We start from the raw sequence: 21,932 nt of genomic DNA, 5'->3' as shown, positions 1-21,932 counted from the left end.
GATGAAACTGTGAATATCATAGTGGGCCTCTATGAAGAAGAGAAAAAAGAAACGGCGAGAAAGAACGAAAAGGCCAAGATTAAGGTTCAGGAAAAGGAAGTCAAAAAGCTCGAAAAGAAGCTCGTTTCCAAGGAGGAGACGCCCCTGGAGAAAAAGGCTCCTGTCCAGCAGGCGGCCAGAACGATAAAACTCAAAAGCGATGAATTCAAACTCGATACGCTGGCCAAGAAGATGAATATTCCAATTTCGAAGATAATCAAAGACCAGTTCATGAAAGGCATAATCCTGAGACCGGGACAGATACTTTCCATGGACGACACGAGAAACATCGCCTCTCAGTACGAATGGGAAATAGAACTCGTTCAGGAAGACGAAGTTAATCCCTTCGAGAGGCTCGTAGAGTCCTACCAGAACACCTACCGGGAGGGGGTCAGGCTGGTTCAGAGACCGCCAGTGGTCACTGTGATGGGTCACGTTGACCACGGAAAGACAACGTTGCTCGACAGGATAAGGAAGGCTAAGGTCGCCGAAGGTGAGATCGGGGGCATAACACAGTCCATAGGTGCGTACCAGGTAGAGATAAGGGGTAAGAAGATAACCTTCATCGATACGCCCGGCCACGAAGCCTTCACGGAGATGAGGGCGCGCGGTGCACAGGCTACGGATATCGTGGTTCTGGTAGTGGCAGCGGACGACGGCGTTATGCCGCAGACCATAGAGGCTTACAATCACGCGAAAACCGCTAACGTACCAATAATCGTCGCTATAAATAAGATAGACAAACCCAACGCCAACATCGACCTCACGAAGCAGCAACTGGCTTCGAAGCTGGGCCTGGTTCCGGAAGACTGGGGAGGCGACACCGTTACCGTTCCCGTATCTGCCAAAACCGGCAAAGGAGTCGAAGACGTCCTCGAGATGATTCTACTGGTCGCCGAGGTGGCCGATATAAAGTGCATACCTCAGGGTCATGCGCGCGGGATAATCATCGATTCCAGGCTAGACAAAGCTGTGGGGCCTCTGGCCACGCTGGTTGTGAAGGACGGAGTGCTGAAGGCCGGAGATTACGTAGTCGCCGGTAGTTCGGCCGGAAGGGTCAAGGCGCTGATAAACGAGAACGGCAAGCGGATTAAAGAGGCACATCCCTCTGATCCCTTACAGATCATCGGTTTCGATGAAGTACCGGACGTCCACAGTATCGTCTACGTTGTGGACGATCTCGATACTTCCAGAGGCCTTTCCCAGTACAGCAAAGGCCAGCTACAGAAAGAGAAGTCGGTAACCAACAAGCGCCACGTTCGACTGGAGGAGTTCCTCTCGATGACCGGAGAATCGAACGAGAAGAAAGATCTCAAGCTCATACTCAAAGCCGATTCTTTTGGAACCGTCGAAGCTCTGAAGCAGGCCATGTTGAAACTGGAAAATACAGATGTACGAATAGAAGTTGTGCACTCGGGGATAGGCTCGGTTAATTCCAGCGACGTTATGCTCGCGTCGGCCTCCGATGCCGTAATAATGGGTTTCAAGGTCAAACCCGACGCTCAAGCCCGTCGCCAGGCCGAAGTGGAGGGTGTACAGATAAAGGTTTACGAGATCATATTCAATCTTATCGACGATCTGAAGAAAGCGCTAGAAGGCTTGCTGGAACCTGAAGAGGTTGAAGAAGTGACCGGCCGGGGACATGTAAAGAAGATCTTCAAGATCAGCAAGGTCGGTACGATTGCCGGTGTTCAATTGATCGAAGGACACGTCCTCAAAAAGGGGAAGATGCGCGTCTATAGAAACAACGAGGAGATCGCCGATACAGATATAGAGTTTCTCAAGCACTACAAAGACGACGCGAGTAGGGTCGATGCGCCCAAGGAGTGTGGAATAAAGGCCGTAGGATTCGACGAATTCGAAGATGGCGATCAGCTGGAGTTTCACACCAAAAAGAGCGTCAGGAGAACCATAGATTTCAACGAATAGTGGATCTTGAATTTTGAATTTATTGAGGGCCCTTTTCCTGTACGGAGAGAGCCCTTTTTCTTTTCTTCCTTGAAGTCTCGACTCTGTCCAGTAGAAGGTGCAGGAAGTACCCGGTAGTCCCCGCAAGCGAAAGGAAACCTATCTCCGTATAAGAGAAGTTCCCGGCAGAAGCCCCCGATCTGGGGAGCAGAAGAGCAAGAACGATAGCGCCGTAGAGCAGCCCGGCCCATATTGTGTGAAAGAAACCCCTGTGGCTCAGTAAATCTAGAATCTTTGAGGTCACAATTCCGCAAATTATCGCCATTGAAAAGGAAATGGTCACCGCAACCGGAAGAGAGTAGATCCATGAAAGGAGGATTGGTTGAATCTTTGGTGATATAAGCGAAGAATATATAATGGATGAGACTACTCCGGCTATCATCACCTCAAGTGTACGTTTTATAAGTGCCTGTTTCGAATCGATGTCCGGCAGATCGCTCCCCAGAATGTAGAGGAGGTAACCTGTCCCGATAATCCGACTATCGACGATAATTGGAAGTTTGGCGATCTCTATGATCAACATAGCAACGAGCATATACACCGGATAGGAGAAGAGCCCCCACGTCACGTGCGTTTTGAAGTCAGGCATCGCAGATTCCCCCGAACTTCTCGCCGCTGCTGGAAACATCGACGAAGAAGAGAACATCCTTGAGAGATACACTGAGGCCACATTCGATTTCTTCCGGGACCTCCCGGTCGGTATCGACAGGCGAGAGAACCTTCCTGTTACACAACGAAAAGTTTACCCTGGAAAAACGCCTGTAGATATCGAACATCTCCTTATCGCTTATATCCAGACCCGCGGTCGCCGTAACGCCGGACATGAAAAGGTATTCTAGATCGTCGGGATCGATATCGGCCGGTTCCTGACTCAAACCGGTTTCAACGGACGCACAGAAGAAGAGTATCTCTCTGGAAAGGTTCAGCAGGGGCGTTCCCTCGAGTTTCTCGTACATCCGGTACTTATCTATCGTATTTTCGTTGGCCAGAAGCACACGGCCGCTGTACTGGATAAGATCGCCAGCCTTGAGCTGCCTTATATTTTTGATGGATATCGGGTAGAACATCTTCAGGGTCTGTCTGGCCGTCTCACTCACCCCGCTTCTTCAGGGGAAAATAGTTTTCGATCTGATCTACCATACTTGCGAGGGTTCTTTCTACGCATCCACAGTAGAACTCGTACAGATGCGGCAAAGCCGGCAAGATCTCCCTGGCCCGCACCAGATCTATCTCGAAAACCGTTGCGACGGGCCGGTCTATACGCATATCCGGGGTGACGCTGGCTATCCTGAGAGTGCCGTATTTTCTGGTGACTTCGGATCTGAAAAGCCTTGAAAGCTCCATGACCACAGATTTATCGATGTTTCTTTCGGACTTCGGCAGACCGAAGGCAATCTTCAAAACGTTTTGAACAGGGAAGATGAAGACCTCGCCGTAAGGGAACTCCAGCCATCTCCTGTAGTTCTTGATGCAGATATCGATGAGCTCTCCGTCTATGAGTTCCGGGAGCCGGAAATACTCCTTTCCCCTCAGAGAGTCCTTCAGAATCTCCCTCTTCAGAAGTCTCTCGTTTCCATAGTAAGAAAGGAAGTAGAGCTTTAGGGGAGTCTGAAAGATCGCTCTCTGGAATGTCAGTTCGGCATCACCGAAGAAATCCGAGAAAGCCTCCCTCATCTCTTCGGCCTCTTCCTTTCCAAACCTGTAGAGGGCACTGGCGGTTTCGAATGGAGAGGAGTTTGAAAGTCCGCAGAAGCCCCTGCCCTCGCTATCTACGAAAATCGATAGAACCGGGAAATCCCTCCTCATCGTCTGAACGACCAGAGTCATGAAATGTCCAAAGGCGTTGTCGAGCTTGTCGGAACGCTCGTTCACAAGGCTTCCGATCTCCATGAACCTTCCACTTATGCTGTTGTAAACTCTCTCAAGCCTGTTTCTGTAACTCTCCGGTCCTGCATAGTAAATCAACTCAGAAACACCACCGACGATTTGCCATAAATGGATCTGGCTTCCGAAGCGAAATCGGAATTGTGGCTCTTCGGAAGTACGAACAACACCCTTCTGGCAACCGACGGGAGATCCGTATAGCCGTCGGTGAAGATTATCAACCCTTCCGGCCTCAGGTTTTCCTGTGAGTAATCTACGGCCGGTTGAAGATCGGTCTCTCCCCTGCCCACCAACTTGAGGTCTCTCCACATACCCTTGCCATACTTCATCACGCTCTGGACGGTCTCATCGACCTGTACCAGCCAGATTCTGGAATCGGTGATTCGGGTCACCGCATCTATTTCACCGAAGAAAGCGTTGAATTCGTCTTCTATGACGCTACCGCTGGTATCGACCACCACAACCAGCTTGGCCGCGTAGTCGCTTTTCCAGCCCGGTTGATCATCGTAGCGCCTGTTCGGTCTCATAGGGGTTCTGTATCTACCCACGTAGGTCGATGAACCGAAAAACCTTCGTATCACGTTCCTCCAGTCGAGCACGGGATTGTCGAGAACCAGTTTCATTACCTCTTCCAGACCTTCAGGCATTCCCGCCCTCGCCTTTTCCAGCGTTTCGGAGACGACCTGCTTCAAAAGATCTTCGATAAATTCTTTCGGCAGTTCGAAGCTGCCAAAATCTTCGTGAGAATCCACTCTGGAGAGATTACCCTCGAGAAGTTCGAGGTCGATGGATCTATTTTTTCTCATAAAGTCCATTGCCCACGAATGGTAGAACTCAGCCGTCTCGCCCGGGTGGGCCATGGGCGGACCGGCGAAGAATCTCTCATTGTCGGTGCCACACCCCTCCGAAAGCAGAGAGTCCAGAGGAAGACTGAAGGCGTCCAGCTCAGGTATGTACTGATTCACCGCCGCATCCATAGAGAGATCCCATACGACTTTCTCTCTGGACCTGTTCACGGGAATCAATATATGTCCATTCACTATGTGGAGACATTCATGTTTCAACAGAGCCTTTGTAAAGGCCAGAGGTTTGTTGCCCAGAACGTCCGGGTTGTAGAGTAACTGAAACCTTCCTCTCGATGTCACGCGCAGCCTGACGGTTCTTGTGGCTGAGGAAGGTATTCTATCAACGAAAAGGAGCAAGAAGTTGTAGAAAGGGCTTTCCTTCCCCAGTTCAAAAACGGCACGTTCCATCAGTTCTTCATTTTGCACTCTCATGGCTCCCCTGAAGGAATTTCATGACGTCGTGATCCATCGCGAGCTCTTCGAGGAGATTTTCGAAGAGAGCACGCTTCAGGCCTTTTTCTCCTTCCATCTGGTGGACTATATGCCTGATGATCGAGAAGAAAGAGTCTCTCGGGATCACTCTCCCTATTTCGAGAAGGTTTCCCGCGATCCTCGGAACCATCTGGAAGTACTCCTGAACCTGCATTTCGTCGAGCTCCGAAAGATGTCTGGTTATTCTCATGACGGAGGCGCTGATCCCGGATATGTCACTCTGGGAGATTCTCTTCAAAATACTGTCGTCCAGTTCCATGAGCAGGGTTCTGGGAGAGGGGAGGAGCTGGTTGCCCTGTATCTTGCTCATGAAAGTTCTGGCGGCTTCCGGTCCGACGATTCCCGCGGCCAGCACGTAGCCGTACTTTTCTATCTCGTCACTTTCGAGGATACCGAAGACCCTTCCGAGTTTGTACCAGCTTCTCGGACTTGGCCTGAGTTCCAGTCTCATCGAAACGATTGTGTCCCTGGAAAGGAATTCGGGGTACTCTCCGATGAATCTGGTGACACAGTCGGGAACGTTTTGAGTTTTCGACCATCTCAGCCATTCTTCGGGATCGGGAGTCAATTCTATATGAAAGAACCTTGACATGAAGGCCGGGTCGGTTATGAGTTCAACCTGGTCGTACTCCTCGTCTGGCGGGTTGGCGGCAGCGATTATCCAGCTGTCCTCGGGTAGAAAATGGTTGTGTATTCGCTTGTCAATGAGAAGCTGCATTATGGCGTTCCTGATAGACCTGTGGGCTCTGTTGACCTCGTCGATCATAAGTATCACGTTTCCATCGGTCGGCCACCAGTCCGGTCTCAAAAACAGCGTCCGTTCCCCGTCTCTGGAAGGCATCCCTATTAGATCTCCCGGTTCCATCTGGGAGATTACAAGTATCACCAGTTTCCTGCCGGTCTCTTCTGCTATCTCTCTGGCAAGGTCAGTCTTGCCCACTCCGAAATGCCCCCAAAGGAGCGGTATCTCTCCGGCCTCCATGATCTTCCTGCTAAGATACTTAACGTCTTGAGCTTTCAACAACATCCCTCCAAAAACCTCATTCAGACAAAATTATAGCACAGTGACTTTAACGATGCCCAGATGATACCGGCCCACAACAGAAACGGTATGGCCATTCCGAAGAGCCAGGTCCACGGGTCGGCGGCTGGAAGATTCAAAAAACCCAGAAATGAGGCTATGCCACCGGTAGTGTACATAGCCAGGGGAAGCGTCGTGAAGACTGGTAGAAGAGTCGATAGAACGAACGAGATCACAGCGCCGGCAAGTGTGAGAGCCTTGAAAACGTTACTCGTATCCCTGGTACCGAAGCTCTTTTCGAGATAGCCGCCCAGCAGCGACAGCGAGAATATCGTGGGAAGCATGAAGAAGAGAAAAGTGAACATGAAATTCCTGTAAACCGAGGCTTTCGATACCACATAAAGCCCGACCAGGAATATGATGAGCGAGTAAAGAAATGTGACTATCGAGGCTTTCGATATAACCACACCGACCCTTTTCACCGGGAAGAGAAAGCCATTATCGCCCAGCTGTCTTTCGAAGGCGAAAAGTGCCGTTGAAGAGACGGTAGAATAGTTACTGAAGAGGAAGACGATCAATCCCAGTAATTGCAGTATTCCGAAACTTCTCAGGAGTGCGGGGTTGACCATAACGACCACAGGTACGAAGAGAGAGGGATACAGAAAGGCGAAAGTGAGTTTTGGCTCTCTAATCAGAAGGAGAAAATCCTTTTTCAAGATTCCGGAGAAGGAATGCGATCGGCCACGACTAGCTCTTCTGAAGTCTTTTGTAGAACCTGTCGGCTGCGTCAGCAGCTTTTGAACGACTCCAGGGTATAGAAAAAGCTCAAGAAATTCGAGGATCGCCACTATCGCAAGAGAGTAAAGCAAGAATAGAACCACATCGCCGATCTCTCCTACAATTGCCCTGACGAAGGGTGTCCAGGGCAGGTAAGGGGCCGTTATCACTCCCTGAAGTGTGCCAAACTGCTCTGCCACACGGTCGGGTCTGGCGAGATCTATGGCCGAGAAGTCCATGAACCTAAGTGTAAAGATGAACGTGAAGAGTGTCACCATAGTCATTATCGAGGAGAGAACTTTGAGGAATCTGCCCCTGGAGAGGAAAACTACCGCGAAAGATATCACGCTTGTAATGCACAGGATATCTATAACGAAGACGAGGAGCAGAACCAACGCCAACCAGAACCGGGACCCGGAAAAACCCAATCCGCTCAGGGCTGCCAGAAAGACCGGCACAAACAGCAGAACCGGCAAACCGCCGGTGGTGAGGACTTCGGAAATCTGTACCTTGGCAATGGTCGATTTCTTGACGGGCATCTGTAGTAGTAGTTTAACTCTGTCGGAAAAGAAGAGATTCGAAATGACTATGGGGAGATCGCTGCCCAGAAGGATCGAGAAGATGATCGCAGAAAAAAACGTTATGACTATCATTTTCAGATCTATGCCGGTCAGTTCCCTCAACTGATCGGACAGTCCGGCAATCCTCGAAAAGTTGGGGATGAAGTATCTCCTCATATAGAAAATGAGCGGAACACTGACCATAACCAAAAAGATAATCGCCAGAGAAGAGACGAGTATGGTTTTCTTTCCCTGGCGGGTGACCAGTCTAGCGTTTTCTTTGCTTCTCCACTTAACTATGATAAAGAAATCTTTCATAACTATATTCTGCCATAAATAGGCTCAGCATTTATTTATTGTTCTCAAAATTAGTATCGCTCTATGAACTGTTGTGGGTTGTGGGTAAGAGCGAAAATGGTGACTGACGTGCTCCTGGCGTCTGTTGTACCCGATTTTCGGCATCTCTCTCCTCTTCTCGCACTCCTTAACCAAGAACCTGGACACGCAGCATCGTCGAACAACAGTTCTTTCGCTCTTTCGAAGGATGCCGGATCGGAGTCCGGCATGACGGGAAGGGACTATAATCCCGTGAATGCCCAAGCACTGTCATCCCGTAATAGCCTGCCCTGAAATGATCCTATTCAGGGCTCTAATACGGGGGTCTCGCCCTTCCGTTCTTTCTAAGGACGGGTCCATGATCTGGGACGAAGAACCAAGGACGGCCCCTAACGTGCGGATCATCTCGTGTCTTTTTCTTGAACAAAGGCTTTACTCGAGCAGTCCGTAAGCTTCATCGACCAGCTGAGTGAAGATGATTCCTTTACCCGGCTCGTCTATTCTGAGAGTCTCTCTTATATTGGCTATGATCTTTTGAGTTGTGTCTCTCTTTGAAACGATCATAACAATTTCCTTCTCAGGCTCTATTTCCATCGCGAATAACTTGCTTCTTTCGTGAATTCCGGAACCTCTTGCGTTTACTATCGTTCCACCCTTAGATCCCGCCTCAGTGGCAGCGTCGATAACTTTTTCAGCATTTCCTTTGTCAACTATTACGGTAATCAAGTGACGCATTGTCTTTTCTTCACCTCTTTCTTTTTCGGGCAAGGAGAGCTCAAGCTCTCTTGACCCTTCCACGTCGCAGATGCCAGTAGTGAAAGCAATTCCGTGATTAGGCCGGTCGAATCTCATTTCGTTATTGAGAGCTTCGAGTGCTGTCTGCGCTGTTTCACCGTCAGCAACCATCATAACGATTTCCTTTCGGCTCTCGTAAAATGCGAAAAAGTTCAGTATCCCATTTCTGATGGTACCTCTCCCCAGAAGTATCGTGCCACCGCTTATCCCTTTTTCCTTTGCTATTCGAAGAACATCGCTTCCCCGGCCGAAGTTCACAACTACGTATATGAGTCTGAAAACATTACGATTCTCGAGAGTCGTCACTGGATTCAACACCTCTTTTTCTTATCTTCATCTTGTATATTAACCCCAGTATCTGTAGAGCGATAATGGGTGTCATTGCAACCATGGATATAAGACCGAAGGCATCCAGGAGAATGTTCGCTCCGTCAACGGCTCTGACGGCGCCTTGAGCAAAAGCGAGAACAAACGTTCCTATCATCGGACCAGAAGCAACACCTCCCGCATCGAAAGCTATTCCGACGAAAAGCTTCGGAGAGAAAAATGAGAGGAATATGGAAATCACATAGCCCGGAAGAAGAAAATGCCACAGCTGGATGCCTGGGACCACGATTCTCACCATGGAAAAGCCAACTGCCAGACTGACGCCCGCCGAAAGGGCGACAAGGACTATTCTTCTCTTCACGGCGCCGCTTGTAACATCCTCTATCTGATGAGTGAGGACGTAAACCGAAGGTTCTGCGAGGATTGTCACAAGGCCCAGGATGAAGCCGACGATTACAACAAATGCCTTGTTGCCCGTCGATGCTATTCCGTATCCGATTTCTCTGCCAACATCCATGAACCCGGCATTGACCCCGACCAGGAAAATCACCATACCAAGAAAAGTGAAGAACAGTCCGAACGTTATCTGTCTCACCGATCTCCTGGATAACCTCAAGGAGGTCAGCTGAAGCAGCAAGAAAGTCAACAGTATGGGCAGCAACGAAAGCAGTACTTCTCTGGCAATACCGGGTACCGGCCCGAAGAAGTATCCCAGAATCGCAGTTGATTCTGATACGAGGTAATCCGGGGCAGATTCCATGCTGGTATTGTTGGATACTATACCGATAAGCAGTACTGAGATGATCGCTCCGGCGGAGGCAACTCCCAGGAGTCCAAAGCTGTCGTTTTCAGACGATCTACTGTCTCTTTTGAGTATAGAAATACCTAATGCAAGCGTGAGAATGAAGGGTACGGTCATTGCCCCGGTAGTGGCTCCAGAAGCATCAAAGGAGATCGCCAGGAACTCTCCCGAAGAGAAGAGCGAAAGAACGAGTATTATTCCATAAAACACAGTCATCAGTTTTTGCAGAGCGACGTTATAGACGATTCTCACAAGTCCAAAAGCGAGAAAGACTGCAATACCAATTGATGCGGTGATCACGATGCTCCCGCTAGAAAGCAAGCCTGAAGACACTAGCTCGACTTGAGAGGCATGAATGTGTAAGGCCGGTTCGGCAATCGATATGAAGAAGCCAAGTACAAACCCCAAAGCGGCTATAATCCATACCTTGTTTGTCTTGGCGATGAAATTACCCATGAAGTGCCCGATTGGGCTTATTCCTATGCTGACTCCGAAAAGAAATAAAGACATCCCGACAACGATCAAGAAAGAACCTATAACAAATCTAATTATGAGCCACCAACTCAATGAGACGAACAGGAAGTTCAGTACCAGAACCAGTACTGCAATCGGGATAACGGAAAACAGAACTTCCTTAAGCTTCTCGGTGAGTAAACTCAAAGTTAGTCTCCTAATTCTTCGAATACGGTACTATTCTAATTGGGCGGACATTATCCTTCCAAAGACCCGTCCGGCTCTGACGTGTTGTAGGTTTATTCGGGATTCCCGTCATTCGAAAACTAAAGGTTCTTTGTTGAAGTTGTTGGCTCAATTATACCTTTTCGATCCTTTTTTGTGGACAGAAATTTCCGATTAACGCATGAAGAGAATTGGCACTTTGACTTAGCAAAAGAGCTGTCCTTGGAAGAGCCGTCCTTGGAAAGAACAGAAGAGTGGTTCTTCGAAACGTATAAGTTGGAAAAAAAGGGAGAGCAACGCCCTCCCTTATTTTATGAGTATCGCTTTTCTATTTCTATCAGTACTCCGGCATCTGTGGCATCGGCGCCTGAGGCTTTTCTTCAGGCTTTTCTGTCAGCGCGGCTTCCGTGGTCAGAAGGATGCCGGCGATCGAAGCTGCGTTCTGAAGCGCGCTTCTGGTAACCTTTGCCGGATCGATTATACCGACCTTGAACATATCGGTATAAACGTCGTTGAGAGCGTCGTAACCGAAAGCGGGGTCATCGTTGTTGAGGATCTTGTCCACAACGACCGCGCCGTCGAGTCCGGCGTTTTCCACGATCTGTTTCATGGGTGTATCGAGAGCCTTGAGGACTACCTTGATACCGACTTTGATATCCGGGTTATCCGTGCTGTCGAGAAGCTCCTGAAGTACCTTCTTGGCCCTTGCCAGAACGACACCTCCTCCGGCAACGATTCCTTCTTCAACGGCTGCCCTGGTTGCGGAGAGAGCATCTTCGATTCTGTGCTTCTTCTCTTTCAATTCGGTCTCTGTGGCCGCTCCGACCTTTATAACTGCAACTCCACCAGAGAGTTTTGCGAGCCTCTCTTGAAGGGTTTCCTTTTCGTATTCGGAAGTAGTTTGCTCGATCTGAGCCTTTATCTGTCCGATTCTCTGCTTTATCTTATCGGCATCGCCCTTACCGTCAACGATTATAGTGTCGTCCTTCTTAACCTTTACCATGCCGGCGCTTCCGAGGTCATTGATGGTAGCGTTTTCAAGAGTTAAACCGACTTCCTCGCTGATCACTGTACCGCCAGTGAGCGTCGCTATATCCTGCAACATTGCCTTTCTCCTGTCTCCGAAACCGGGAGCCTTCACTGCAACGGAGTCAAGAGTTCCTCTCAGTTTGTTGAGAACGAGAGTAGAGAGCGCTTCGCCTTCTATGTCTTCGGCAATTATTACCAGAGGCTTTCCGGCCTGTGCAACTTTTTCCAGCATCGGTACTATCGGCTTGACCGCAGAGAGTTTCTTATCGGTTATAAGAATGAGAGGTTCCTTGATGATGGCTTCCATCTTCTCGGGGTCGGAAACGAAGTAGGGAGAGATATAGCCTCTGTCGAACTGCATGCCTTCTACGAATTCGACGTAAGTTTCCAGCGTTTTGGAATCCTCGACCGTTATGACTCCATCCTGTCCGACCTTGTCCATGGCTTCGGCAATAAGTTCGCCTATCTCCGTGTCGTTGGCCGAGATTGCCGCGACCGAAGCAATGTCCTCCCTGGAGGAGATCTTCTTGGAAAGGGATCTGATATATGCCACCGCTTTTTCAGTTGCCTTCTGGATACCTTTTTTGAGAAGAATCGGGTTGGCGCCAGCTGTAACGTTCTTAAGACCTTCCTTTATCATTGCCTGAGCCAAAACCGTTGCTGTCGTGGTACCGTCACCGGCTATATCGTTGGTCTTGGAAGCCACTTCTTTGACTAGCTGAGCACCGAGATTTTCGAACTTATCTTCGAGCTCGATTTCTTTCGCGATGGAGACTCCATCGTTGGTTATCGTGGGAGAACCCCAGCTCTTTTCGAGAACCACATTTCTACCCTTAGGACCGATAGTTATCTTTACCGCCTCGGCTACTGCGTCTACTCCTCTTTCAAGAGCCCGGCGAGCATCTTCACTGTATTTTAGTATCTTAGCCATACCGCTTCCTCCTTCACCCTTCGATCTTTGCCAGGATATCGTCCTGATCGATGATTATATAGTCTTCATCATCGATCTTGATCTCCGTTCCGGAATACTTGGAATAAAGCACCTTGTCGTTTTCTTTCACGTCGATATCCTCGACCTTTTCTCCGACCGCTATAACCTTTGCGGTCATCTGTTTCTCTTTTGCCGCATCTGGAAGAACTATACCGCCAGATGTTCTCTTCTCTTCCTCATAAGGCTTGATTAACAATCTCGAACCAAGGGGAACTACTTTCATCTAAAAAGCCTCCTTCCAATCTGTATAGTTAGCACTCGATATATGAGTTTGCTAATTAATGATAAAACAACATCACGATTTATTCAAGCACCTTTTTTGTTAAATGATGTTGACCAGAGAAGATTATACATCTATAGAGACAATTATTCCAGCAAATCTCGTTATTTCTCGCTTTATAAATAAAAAATGGCAGGAAATCTCTAGATCCTGCCATTCAAAGATTTTCTCTCAAGTTTTTTCCAGTTTTAAGATGTTGGTGGATCTGCTGGTTCCAAAGGGAATACCGGCGGTGAGGATTATAGTATCGCCTTTCTTGACGAGCTTGAGCTTTTTTGCCAATGGCCCGGCGACCTTTACTAGATCGTCTGTCGATTCTCCCAGGCCCATCAGCACCGGATGAGCTCCCCAGATCAAGCCCAGTCTGAAGTAAGTTTCTTCATTAGGTGTAATGGCAAGAATATGAGCCCTTGGCCTGAAACCAGATACGTTTCTCGCGGTATGGCCGGAGAAAGTTGAGCTGACAATAACTTTCACTTTCAGCGCTTCGCTTATGTCCCAGGCGGCCCTGCAGATAGCATCGGTGTGATCGTCGGTCAGGACTTTTTCGCGCGTCCACCATAGTATGTCGGGATTCTGGTTAAGATATCTCTCCGTTGCCCTGGCGGTAAGATCCATAACCGCGACCGCTTCGAGCGGATGTTTCCCTATCGATGTCTCCCCCGAAAGCATTACAGCATCGCTTCCATCTACGATAGCGTTGGTTATGTCGGTCGTTTCGGCTCTGGTGGGCACGGGGTTCTCTATCATCGATTCGAGCATCTGTGTTGCCGTGATCACCGGTATTCTGTTGTAATTTCCGAATTTTATTATCTTTTTCTGAGCGACCGGTACTTCTTCGACCGGTATTTCGACCCCGAGATCGCCCCGGGCAACCATCAGGCCGTCGGAAACGGCGGCGATTTCTTCGATGCTCTTTAGTGCCTGCGCCGTTTCTATTTTCGAGATGATCGGTATGGAACCATGGCTATCGGTCACGATTTCACGGGCCAGGATAACGTCCTCCGCCTTTCTTACGAAAGAGAGGGCGAAGTAATCGACTCCTTCTTCGATGCCCAGCTTTATGAACCTTCTGTCTTTATCTGTGACCGCAGGAATTCCGATGTCGATTCCCGGAAGGTTTATACCTCTTCTGTGAGTGACGATGCCTCCGTTGACGATCTTCGTTAGAATGTGGTTTTCGTCCGTAGAAAAGACCTTCAGCTTTATTTTGCCGTCGTCCATCAATATCATGTGTCCGGGTTTGACTTCACCTGGCAGACGATCGTAGTTTATGCTCACCGCGTTTTCATCGCCCTCGATAGCCGAGGTTGTCAGGAGAAAGTCCCTACCGGAAAGGAGCTCGACTCTCTCTCTTTTGAAGGAACCGGTTCTTATCTTGGGTCCGGAAAGATCCAGAAGCAGCGACAGAGGGACTTTCAGAGAGTTGCGGACCTCCTTGATTCTACGAATCCGCTCTCTGTGTTCCTCCAGGTCTCCGTGTGTCGTGTTCAGTCTGGCAACGTTCATTCCCCTGAAAACGAGTTTTGTCAGCATCTCCGGGGATTCCGTTGCCGGACCGATTGTACAGACTATCTTCGTTTTTCTCATTTCGCACCTTTAAGATAGAATTTTGGCCATCTCGACCAGTTCCATATCGATCGTTTTCTTTTGAGAAAGGATCTTTTCAAGCGAAACTCTGACCATTCTTCCTCCCTGAAGAGCGATCATAGTGCCGGCCTCGCTCTCCTCCAGAGCCTTTATGGAGGCGTAACCCATTCTAGATGCTAGAACCCTGTCGAAGGCCGTTGGCGATCCCCCGCGCTGGATATGTCCCAGAATGGTAATTCTGGTTTCGTACCCTATCCTGTGTTCTACATGCCTGGCAACCGTGTAAGCGCTCGAGGCACCTTCGGCCACGACTATTATGCAGTTGATCTTTCCGCGCTTCCTCTCCCGCCAGATCTTGTCGGCGATCTCCTCGTAGTTCACCGGAATCTCCGGAATTATTATTGCCTCGGCGCCTACGGCCATTCCCGAGGCCAGGGCCACGTAACCCGAGCTCCTGCCCATAACCTCCACAACGAAGGCGCGTTCATGCGAAGAGGCCGTATCTTTCAGTTTTTGAATGGTATCCACGCAGGTATTCAAGCATGTATCAACCCCTATACACATATCCGTCAGGGCTATGTCGTTGTCTATAGTGCCGGGAAGTCCGACCACGGGAATTCCCTGCTCTTCCATCAAAAGTTTGGCCCCACTGAGACTACCCTCTCCGCCGATGACTACCAGTCCGCCTATCCCGTGTTTTTTCAGTATATCGGCCGCCTTTGCCCTGCCCTCTTCGAGTCTGAACTCCTCGCATCTAGAACTGCGCAGGATGGTTCCCCCTCTTTCCATTATCCCTCCGACAGAAGAGTAATCCATGTCCGTGAAGTCTTCGTCGAGAAGGCCGGAGTAGCCTCTATGAATTCCGACAACTTCCAGACCGTCCGTTACCGCAGTCCTGACCGCTGCCCTTATCGCCGCGTTCATCCCCGGAGCATCACCGCCGCTGGTCAGAACTCCGATTTTCTTTATCATCAATATCCCTCCTGAGTTTTCAATCTTGCTGTACGCCGTAATTTTAGCATATCAGCATATTAATTTCACGAGAGACGAAGCTTCACTAAGTTAACTAATAACATGAGTTGGTGTATAATCTCAAGTGAAACAGGGGGAGTGGTTATAATGAAGGTTCTTAAGTCGGGAGTTCCCGTGTACGAGGCAAAAATGTACCAGGAAATACTTCTCAAAGAAGGAATCTTCGCAGAGATAGTCGATTCACATTTCGCGTACACCGATAGCATCTATTTTGGATCTGGTGGCATGGTGGACATAATTATTCCAGACGATGACTACGAAACCGCTGTTAACATATTTGAAGACTTAAAAGTCGAAGGGAGAGAGGATCCGGAATGAGTGATTTGAAAAGGACACCTTTGTACAAGGAGCATCTCAGGCTGAATGGTAAGATAGTTGACTTCGCAGGTTGGGAAATGCCTCTTCAATTCGATTCGATCATCGAAGAGCACAACCTTGTCAGGACTAAGGCGGGACTCTTCGATGTCTCTCATATGGGAGAGATAGAAATCGTAGGTTCCGAAGCAATTTCCTACTCCGATTACCTGGTCAGCAACTCCGTTGACACTATGAAGAATGGTGAGATAGTATATTCACCCATGTGCAACGAAAAGGGCGGAGTGGTAGACGATGTTCTGGTTTACAGAATAAGCAACAATAAAACTCTCTTTGTGGTGAACGCTTCCAACAAAGACAAAGACTACGACTGGATACACAAGAACTCCACAGGTTTCGACGTGCAGGTGAAGGATGTTTCGGACAATTATGCCCAGATAGCCTTCCAGGGACCGCTAGCCGAGGAGATACTTTCCGAGATTTCCCAGGTAAGGCTCGACCAGATACCCTTCTACCATTTCGCCGAAGGGCGGGTCAACGGGATAAAGGCTCTGGTTTCTAGAACCGGTTACACCGGTGAAGACGGTTTCGAACTTTACACCGAACCGGATGCGGCCATACCCCTGTGGAGAAAGCTCCTCGAGATCGGTGGACCTAAAGGCGTAAAGCCAATCGGCCTCGCCGCCAGAGATACGCTCAGATTCGAAGCCTGTTACATGTTGTACGGAAATGAATTGAACGATCATAACACGCCGCTGGAAGCGGGATTGAAATGGACTGTGAAACTCGACAAGAACTTCATAGGTAGAGATGTACTGGCCAGGCAGAGCGAAGAGGGAACCGAATACAGGTTGAAAGGCATCGAGATTGCCGGAAAGGCCATAGCGCGCCACGGTTACGAAATCGTCGACGGAGATAACGTGATCGGCTGGGTTTCTAGCGGTCTCTTCTCGCCCACTCTGGGAAAATCTCTCGCGATGGCTTACCTGAAGAAAGATTACTGGAAGTTAGGCACCCAGGTTGGCGTTTCGGTGAGGGGAAAGGTAGTACCGGCAAACGTTGTGAAGACACCTTTCTATAGAGGTTCCGTGAAGTCAAAAGGATAAAAAGGAGGAGTAAAAAATGAAGAAGTACACAAAGACACACGAGTGGGTATCTGTCGATGGAGACATAGCAACTGTAGGTATTTCCGATCACGCCCAGGATCATCTCGGAGATGTGGTCTATATAGACCTACCCGAAGCGGGCAAATCCCTGAAGAAGGGGGACGTTCTCTGCACGATCGAATCCGTTAAGGCAGCAAGCGATGTTTATGCGCCCGTGAGCGGTAAAATTGTGGAGGTCAACGTCGAACTCGATTCCTCTCCCGAGACGATAAACAGCGATGCCGAAGGTGCTGGCTGGATCGCAAAAATAAAACTTAGTAGTCCTACAGAGCTCGACAGCCTGATGGATCTGGAGGCTTACAAGAAGCATTGTGAAGAGGAGGGCTAATATGCCTGAATTCCCGTATCTTCCTCAGACAGAGGTAGAAATAGAGGAGATGCTGCGGGCGATAGGTGTCAAAAGCATTGCCGAGCTCTTCACGGATATTCCGGAAAAGTTCGATGTTGATCTTTCGATACCGGCCAGTGCAGACGAATTCACTGTGCTCAGGGATCTTAAAGAACTGAGCCTGCGAAACACAAATTTGAACGATCTTTCAGTATTCAGAGGCGGGGGTATATACAAGCACTTCATACCCAGCGCGGTGCAAAGAATAGCCGGACGTGGGGAATTTCTCACCGCATACACTCCCTATCAGGCCGAGCTCTCTCAGGGAACCTTGCAGATGCTCTTCGAATACCAGACAATGATCAGTGAGCTTACCGGCATGGAGGTCTCCAACTCCTCGATGTACGACGGTGCCAGCGCCTGTGCCGAAGCGGCCTTGATGTCTGTGAGGATAAATGGAAAGGCGAAAATCCTCATATCGAAGGCTGTCCATCCTGAATATATCGAAACGGTGAAAACGTATTGTTTCGGGGGAAATGTACACGTTGACGAGGTTAATTTCGATCGTAAATCCGGTCAAACAGACCTTTCAGATCTTAAGAACAAGCTTTCCGACGATGTATCGGCTGTAATAGTCGGCTATCCGAATTTCTTCGGGATCATCGAAGATCTGAGAGAAATCAGAGAAGCGATTCCGGAAAACGTTATGATGATCGTAAGTGCTAATCCCACAGCTCTTGCGATTCTCCAGGCGCCGGGAAAACTCGGAGCCGATATAGTAGTTGGGGAGGGCCAACCACTGGGCAATCCGCCATATCTTGGAGGGCCGGGCTTCGGCTTTTTCGCTTCGAAAGAGGCTTATATACGTAAGATGCCTGGCAGAATAATCGGTGAGACGAAAGACGGTGAGGGGAGAACCGGTTACGTTATGGTTCTACAGACCCGCGAACAACACATAAGAAGAAACAAAGCCACCTCTAATATCTGTTCTAACCAGGCTTTCAATGTGCTCCTTGCATCGATATATATAAGTCTGGTCGGACCAAAAGGTTTACAGGAAATCGCTCGCCGCTCTTACGATAAGGCTCACTATCTGGCCAAACGTATAGAGAAGATGGATAAAGTTAGACCGGTTTTCACTGGACCTTTCTTCAACGAGTTCGTAGTCGAATTCGAAAAGGATCTTTCGAGTTTTAATAAGAAGCTTTTGAAAGACAAAATACTCGGCCCACTCGATCTGGGAGAGTTCATGAGCGAAATGAAGAACCACGGTTTGATATGTCTTACCGAGGCCAATAGAAATGAAGAGATCGAATTCTTCGCCGGGAAACTGGAGGAATTAGAATGACGATTTTCGACGCGACTGTGGAAGGTAGAACTGGATTTCGCCTTCCAGAAGAGAAAAGTTACGGTTTCGAGCCGATCGACGTTCTGCCTGAACATCTCCTGAGAGATTCAAGGCCAGAACTTCCACAGGTGAGCGAACTTCAGGTAGTGCGTCACTTTATGAGTCTTTCAAAAAAGAATCATTCGGTAGATAGCGGCTTCTACCCGCTTGGATCTTGCACTATGAAGTACAACCCCAAGCTGAACGAAGAGGCGGCCTCTTTCGAAGGGTTCAGTCAGTTACATCCCTATCAACCCGAAGAGACGATACAGGGAGCTCTGGAGTTGATGTACAATCTGCAGAATTCGCTGTGCGAGATCACTGGTATGGATGACTTCACTCTGCAGCCAGCTGCCGGTGCACACGGCGAACTGGTGGGAATGCTGCTGGTCAAGAAGTACTTCGAATTGAAGGGCGATACTTCCCGGAAGAAAGTCATAGTACCGGATTCTGCACATGGAACCAACCCGGCTTCGGCGGCGATGGCCGGTTATGATATAGTCGAAGTCGCCTCCAACAAAGACGGTAGGGTTGATCTTGAAAGCCTGGACAGACTGCTAGATGAAAGTGTTGCGGCAATAATGCTCACCAATCCGAACACCGTCGGGCTCTTCGAGAAGGATATCTGTGAAATACAGAAGATGGCTCACGACAGGGGAGCTTTGCTTTACTACGATGGGGCGAACCTCAACGCGATAATGGGACATGCGAGGCCGGGCGACATGGGCTTCGATATCGTTCACCTCAATTTGCACAAAACCTTTTCCACGCCTCACGGAATGGGGGGGCCCGGAAGTGGCACGGTAGGAGTAAAGACCTTTTTGAAAGAGCTACTACCCGTTCCGGTGATAGATTTCGACGGTCAGAAATACAGGATAGTTTATGATCTGCCCGATTCGATAGGGAAGATCAGGAGTTTCTTCGGAAACTTCGGTGTCCTGGTAAGGGCTTATGCCTACATCAAAACCATGGGCAGCGACGGTTTGAAAAGAGCAAGCGAAATGGCCGTGCTGAACGCCAACTACCTGAGGAGCAAGCTGGTTGAACTTATACCAACCGCCTATTCGGGCATCTGCAAGCACGAGTTCGTTCTCAAGGGCACAAAGCTTATCTCCGAGTACGGTATCAGAACTCTCGATCTTGGCAAGAGACTTCTGGATTACGGTATTCATCCACCGACCGTCTATTTCCCGCTCATCGTCGATGAGGCCATTATGATAGAACCGACAGAGACCGAAACTAAGGAAACGCTCGATCACTTCGCGGCCACGATAGCGACTATACTCGAGGAAGCGAAGGAAAACCCGGAACTGTTGAAATTGGCGCCTCACACTACACCAGTAGGGCGTCTTGATGAAGCAACGGCTTCGAGAAAGCCAAAGACAAGGTGGTCTAAGGGTTCTTGAGGCTTGAAAGTTAGAAAATGCTATGATATCATAGTTTCAGCAGAGCAGGCGTAGCTTCAATCGGTGGAGCGCCGCCTTGGTAAGGCGGAGGTTATGAGTTCAAGTCTCATCGCCTGCTCCACGTTGTAAGCTGGACCTTTCGAAGGTCCAGTTTTTTTTCAACAATTATAATGAACGTATGTTCAAAACCTCCCGCTTGGTATCTGGTAATAATCTATGTTAAAATAAAAATGTAACCTTTGAGATCCGAGAATTTTGTCAACATTCATATGGGTTTTCTTTACTGAATATTTTCCACCTCGGGAGAGATTTTAGGTCGGATCGAAGTTGGTCAAATCAATTTTAGTTGCTCGGAAATCGGTTTCTTTCTTTTGGGTTATCGCCAGGGTACTCGTTCCATATTGACTTCTATCCAGTCCTTTATTGCAGAGGTGAAACTTGTGTTCGATTTCTATTCTAAACCCAGAATTATACTTGTAGGTAGAAGCCAGAAAGATGCAAGAAGATTAATAGAGGCCTTCGATGATCGTTTCGATGTACGTTATGTCGAAGAGATATCCGATGAATTCAGCCGGTTTTCAGATGCGATGATCTTCGATTATGTAACCGAGGGTATCATCAAAAGCCTCAGAGCGGGTACTATTCCCTACCTCTGTCTGATCGGAAGCGAGAAATCCGTGGCCAAGCACGAACTCAAGCCGGGCGAGTATCTTCTCAAGGGGCCGGGGTATCTTCACTATCTCCCGGAGATAGTCTTTTCGATGCTTGAGAAGCACAGACTTCAGAAGACGCTGGATTTCGAGCGAGAAAAGTACATGGGTCTGGTAAACAGCATGGGATGTGGAATGCTGATCATAAGAAAACGCGACGGCAACGTGATTTTCTCAAACAAAGTCGCTCAGAGACTTCTGGGCTATGAAGAGAGCGAAATCGAGAAGACACGCCTCCAGGACCTGGTGTACGATGAGCCGCTCGCACTGAATCTCGTTCTTGAGAGAGAGGGTGTCAATTCAGATAGAGAGATAGTTATGCTGACCCGCACCAACGGAAAGATATATGTTATCTTCAACACCTCCGAGATGCTTTATGGCGCCGAGAGGGTCGTGCAGTTCACTTTCATGGATATATCCAAACAGAAACGCGACAGGGAAGAGCTGATCTTCCAGTGGCGCTTCCTGGATAATGCCGAGGAGATCGCCATCGCTGTGGATGAAAGGGGGAGAATCGTTTATCTTAACCGTTTTGCCGCCGAAATTCACGGCTACGGCAGGGAAGAGATGATCGGCAACAACCTGAGCAACTATCTGGTGCAGGATGATATGGAGGCCAAATCCAGACAGTTTGAAATAATGAGCTCTGGAAAATGGAAGGGCAGACAGTTGCACAGGAAGAAAGACGGCTCTGTTTTCGTCGTCGAGTCCAAGAGAAGCGTTCTCCGTGTCGATGATAACGTTTATGAACTGGTCATAGGCATGGACCTGACCGAGAGCATCGAGCTTCAAAGAAGTTACAATCTTCATTCGCTGCTGCTTAACGGCACCGAGGACATAGCGATCGCAACAGATATGGACGGCCGTGTTATTTACATGAACAAGGCCGCTCAGAAATTCTTCAGAACCTCTCTTGAATCGATTCGCCACAAGCTGCCCGAGGAAATACCATCGGAAAGTCTGCGGGAGTTCCTCAGGAACGGACTCTCCTCTGAACCTTGCGATGAAGGCTCCAGAATAATTACAGTAGTGGATGATTCAACCAATTCAAACCGTGTAGAGTTCAGCGGCAAAGTCGTCAGAGATGAAGAGGGCGATGTCGGCACGATTTTCATAGGGCGGAGAATAGCCGGTTCTGGAAGTAAATCGGTTATATAAAACCTTTCTTCAATCT

The 21,932-nt window shown here is 48.9% G+C and carries 19 protein-coding genes and 1 tRNA gene; 8 read left to right on the top strand and 12 right to left on the bottom strand.

The window, feature by feature from the left end; all coding sequences use genetic code 11:
* Positions 1-1,968, top strand: a 1,968-nt coding sequence (gene infB / locus PKX57_RS07015) for a translation initiation factor IF-2 (protein WP_472416532.1), incomplete at its 5' end; no start/stop codon positions are given.
* A 19-nt stretch (positions 1,969-1,987) separates the two neighbouring features.
* Here infB and PKX57_RS07010 read toward each other — a convergent pair.
* The 12 genes from PKX57_RS07010 to pfkA form a co-directional block, all read right to left on the bottom strand.
* Positions 1,988-2,596: a metal-dependent hydrolase gene (locus PKX57_RS07010; RefSeq protein ID WP_470745702.1), complete on the bottom strand. Its 609-nt coding sequence runs from the start codon at positions 2,594-2,596 to the stop codon at positions 1,988-1,990.
* Positions 2,589-3,104: a hypothetical protein gene (locus PKX57_RS07005; RefSeq protein WP_470745701.1), complete on the bottom strand. Its 516-nt coding sequence runs from the start codon at positions 3,102-3,104 to the stop codon at positions 2,589-2,591. Before PKX57_RS07005 ends, PKX57_RS07010 begins: the two co-directional genes overlap by 8 nt.
* A complete protein-coding gene (locus PKX57_RS07000) occupies positions 3,097-3,972 on the bottom strand; it encodes a DUF4895 domain-containing protein (protein WP_470745700.1) in 876 nt (291 codons plus the stop codon). Before PKX57_RS07000 ends, PKX57_RS07005 begins: the two co-directional genes overlap by 8 nt.
* Positions 3,969-5,168 carry a vWA domain-containing protein gene (locus tag PKX57_RS06995; protein WP_470745699.1) on the bottom strand — a complete coding sequence of 400 codons (1,200 nt, stop codon included), beginning with the start codon at positions 5,166-5,168 and terminating at the stop codon, positions 3,969-3,971. Before PKX57_RS06995 ends, PKX57_RS07000 begins: the two co-directional genes overlap by 4 nt.
* A complete protein-coding gene (locus PKX57_RS06990) occupies positions 5,152-6,249 on the bottom strand; it encodes an AAA family ATPase (protein WP_214048772.1) in 1,098 nt (365 codons plus the stop codon). Before PKX57_RS06990 ends, PKX57_RS06995 begins: the two co-directional genes overlap by 17 nt.
* 23 nt (positions 6,250-6,272) lie before the next feature.
* Positions 6,273-7,904 carry a hypothetical protein gene (locus PKX57_RS06985; RefSeq protein ID WP_213921584.1) on the bottom strand — a complete coding sequence of 544 codons (1,632 nt, stop codon included), beginning with the start codon at positions 7,902-7,904 and terminating at the stop codon, positions 6,273-6,275.
* Positions 7,905-8,354: 450 nt separating this feature from the next.
* Positions 8,355-9,023 (bottom strand): P-II family nitrogen regulator, encoded by a 669-nt coding sequence (locus PKX57_RS06980; protein WP_470745698.1) that lies wholly within the window; start codon positions 9,021-9,023, stop codon positions 8,355-8,357.
* Positions 9,001-10,506, bottom strand: coding sequence for a DUF1538 family protein (locus PKX57_RS06975; RefSeq protein WP_213921586.1), 1,506 nt, complete (start codon positions 10,504-10,506; stop codon positions 9,001-9,003). The genes PKX57_RS06980 and PKX57_RS06975 overlap by 23 nt, the downstream gene beginning before the upstream one ends.
* 355 nt (positions 10,507-10,861) lie before the next feature.
* Entirely contained in the window at positions 10,862-12,484 is a 1,623-nt protein-coding gene (groL, locus tag PKX57_RS06970; protein ID WP_472416529.1) for a chaperonin GroEL, read from the bottom strand.
* Positions 12,485-12,497: 13 nt separating this feature from the next.
* Positions 12,498-12,767: a co-chaperone GroES gene (gene groES / locus PKX57_RS06965; RefSeq protein WP_169699588.1), complete on the bottom strand. Its 270-nt coding sequence runs from the start codon at positions 12,765-12,767 to the stop codon at positions 12,498-12,500.
* 228 nt (positions 12,768-12,995) lie between these two features.
* On the bottom strand, positions 12,996-14,414 hold the full coding sequence (gene pyk, locus PKX57_RS06960) for a pyruvate kinase (RefSeq protein WP_213921936.1): 1,419 nt from the start codon (positions 14,412-14,414) through the stop codon (positions 12,996-12,998).
* Positions 14,415-14,423: 9 nt separating this feature from the next.
* Complete coding sequence (pfkA, locus tag PKX57_RS06955) at positions 14,424-15,383, bottom strand: 6-phosphofructokinase (protein ID WP_472413768.1); 960 nt, start codon at positions 15,381-15,383, stop codon at positions 14,424-14,426.
* A 150-nt stretch (positions 15,384-15,533) separates the two neighbouring features.
* On the opposite strand from pfkA, the gene PKX57_RS06950 reads away from it, so the two are divergent.
* From PKX57_RS06950 to PKX57_RS06920, 7 genes are all read left to right on the top strand, one after another.
* Positions 15,534-15,764, top strand: coding sequence for a putative signal transducing protein (locus PKX57_RS06950; protein ID WP_169699590.1), 231 nt, complete (start codon positions 15,534-15,536; stop codon positions 15,762-15,764).
* Positions 15,761-16,867 carry a glycine cleavage system aminomethyltransferase GcvT gene (gcvT, locus tag PKX57_RS06945; RefSeq protein WP_213921933.1) on the top strand — a complete coding sequence of 369 codons (1,107 nt, stop codon included), beginning with the start codon at positions 15,761-15,763 and terminating at the stop codon, positions 16,865-16,867. Before PKX57_RS06950 ends, gcvT begins: the two co-directional genes overlap by 4 nt.
* Before the next feature lie 16 nt (positions 16,868-16,883).
* Positions 16,884-17,255 (top strand): glycine cleavage system protein GcvH, encoded by a 372-nt coding sequence (gene gcvH, locus PKX57_RS06940; RefSeq protein WP_169699592.1) that lies wholly within the window; start codon positions 16,884-16,886, stop codon positions 17,253-17,255.
* Position 17,256: 1 nt separating this feature from the next.
* Positions 17,257-18,603 (top strand): aminomethyl-transferring glycine dehydrogenase subunit GcvPA, encoded by a 1,347-nt coding sequence (gene gcvPA, locus PKX57_RS06935; RefSeq protein WP_169699593.1) that lies wholly within the window; start codon positions 17,257-17,259, stop codon positions 18,601-18,603.
* Positions 18,600-20,048 carry an aminomethyl-transferring glycine dehydrogenase subunit GcvPB gene (gene gcvPB / locus PKX57_RS06930; protein WP_472416527.1) on the top strand — a complete coding sequence of 483 codons (1,449 nt, stop codon included), beginning with the start codon at positions 18,600-18,602 and terminating at the stop codon, positions 20,046-20,048. Before gcvPA ends, gcvPB begins: the two co-directional genes overlap by 4 nt.
* A 44-nt stretch (positions 20,049-20,092) precedes the next feature.
* Positions 20,093-20,169, top strand: a tRNA-Thr gene (locus PKX57_RS06925).
* A 319-nt stretch (positions 20,170-20,488) separates the two neighbouring features.
* A complete protein-coding gene (locus PKX57_RS06920) occupies positions 20,489-21,916 on the top strand; it encodes a PAS domain S-box protein (RefSeq protein WP_213921929.1) in 1,428 nt (475 codons plus the stop codon).
* The last annotated feature ends 16 nt before the right edge of the window (positions 21,917-21,932 follow it).

Origin of the sequence: Mesotoga sp. (genome assembly GCF_035363035.1) — a bacterium.
Taxonomy (GTDB): domain Bacteria; phylum Thermotogota; class Thermotogae; order Petrotogales; family Kosmotogaceae; genus Mesotoga.
The sequence above is the reverse complement of the archived record's forward strand: the minus strand, read 5'-3'. Positions and strand labels throughout refer to the sequence as shown.

Bases quoted from the DNA above. Each gene is read 5' to 3' on its own strand.
- PKX57_RS06950 (WP_169699590.1), top strand. From the start codon at position 15,534: ATGAAGGTTCTTAAGTCGGGAGTTCCCGTGTACGAGGCAAAAATGTAC.
- PKX57_RS07010 (WP_470745702.1), bottom strand. From the start codon at position 2,596: ATGCCTGACTTCAAAACGCACGTGACGTGGGGGCTCTTCTCCTATCCG.
- gcvPB (WP_472416527.1), top strand. From the start codon at position 18,600: ATGACGATTTTCGACGCGACTGTGGAAGGTAGAACTGGATTTCGCCTT.
- gcvPA (WP_169699593.1), top strand. From the start codon at position 17,257: ATGCCTGAATTCCCGTATCTTCCTCAGACAGAGGTAGAAATAGAGGAG.
- PKX57_RS06985 (WP_213921584.1), bottom strand. From the start codon at position 7,904: ATGAAAGATTTCTTTATCATAGTTAAGTGGAGAAGCAAAGAAAACGCT.
- groES (WP_169699588.1), bottom strand. From the start codon at position 12,767: ATGAAAGTAGTTCCCCTTGGTTCGAGATTGTTAATCAAGCCTTATGAG.
- gcvT (WP_213921933.1), top strand. From the start codon at position 15,761: ATGAGTGATTTGAAAAGGACACCTTTGTACAAGGAGCATCTCAGGCTG.
- gcvH (WP_169699592.1), top strand. From the start codon at position 16,884: ATGAAGAAGTACACAAAGACACACGAGTGGGTATCTGTCGATGGAGAC.
- groL (WP_472416529.1), bottom strand. From the start codon at position 12,484: ATGGCTAAGATACTAAAATACAGTGAAGATGCTCGCCGGGCTCTTGAA.
- pyk (WP_213921936.1), bottom strand. From the start codon at position 14,414: ATGAGAAAAACGAAGATAGTCTGTACAATCGGTCCGGCAACGGAATCC.
- PKX57_RS06995 (WP_470745699.1), bottom strand. From the start codon at position 5,168: ATGAGAGTGCAAAATGAAGAACTGATGGAACGTGCCGTTTTTGAACTG.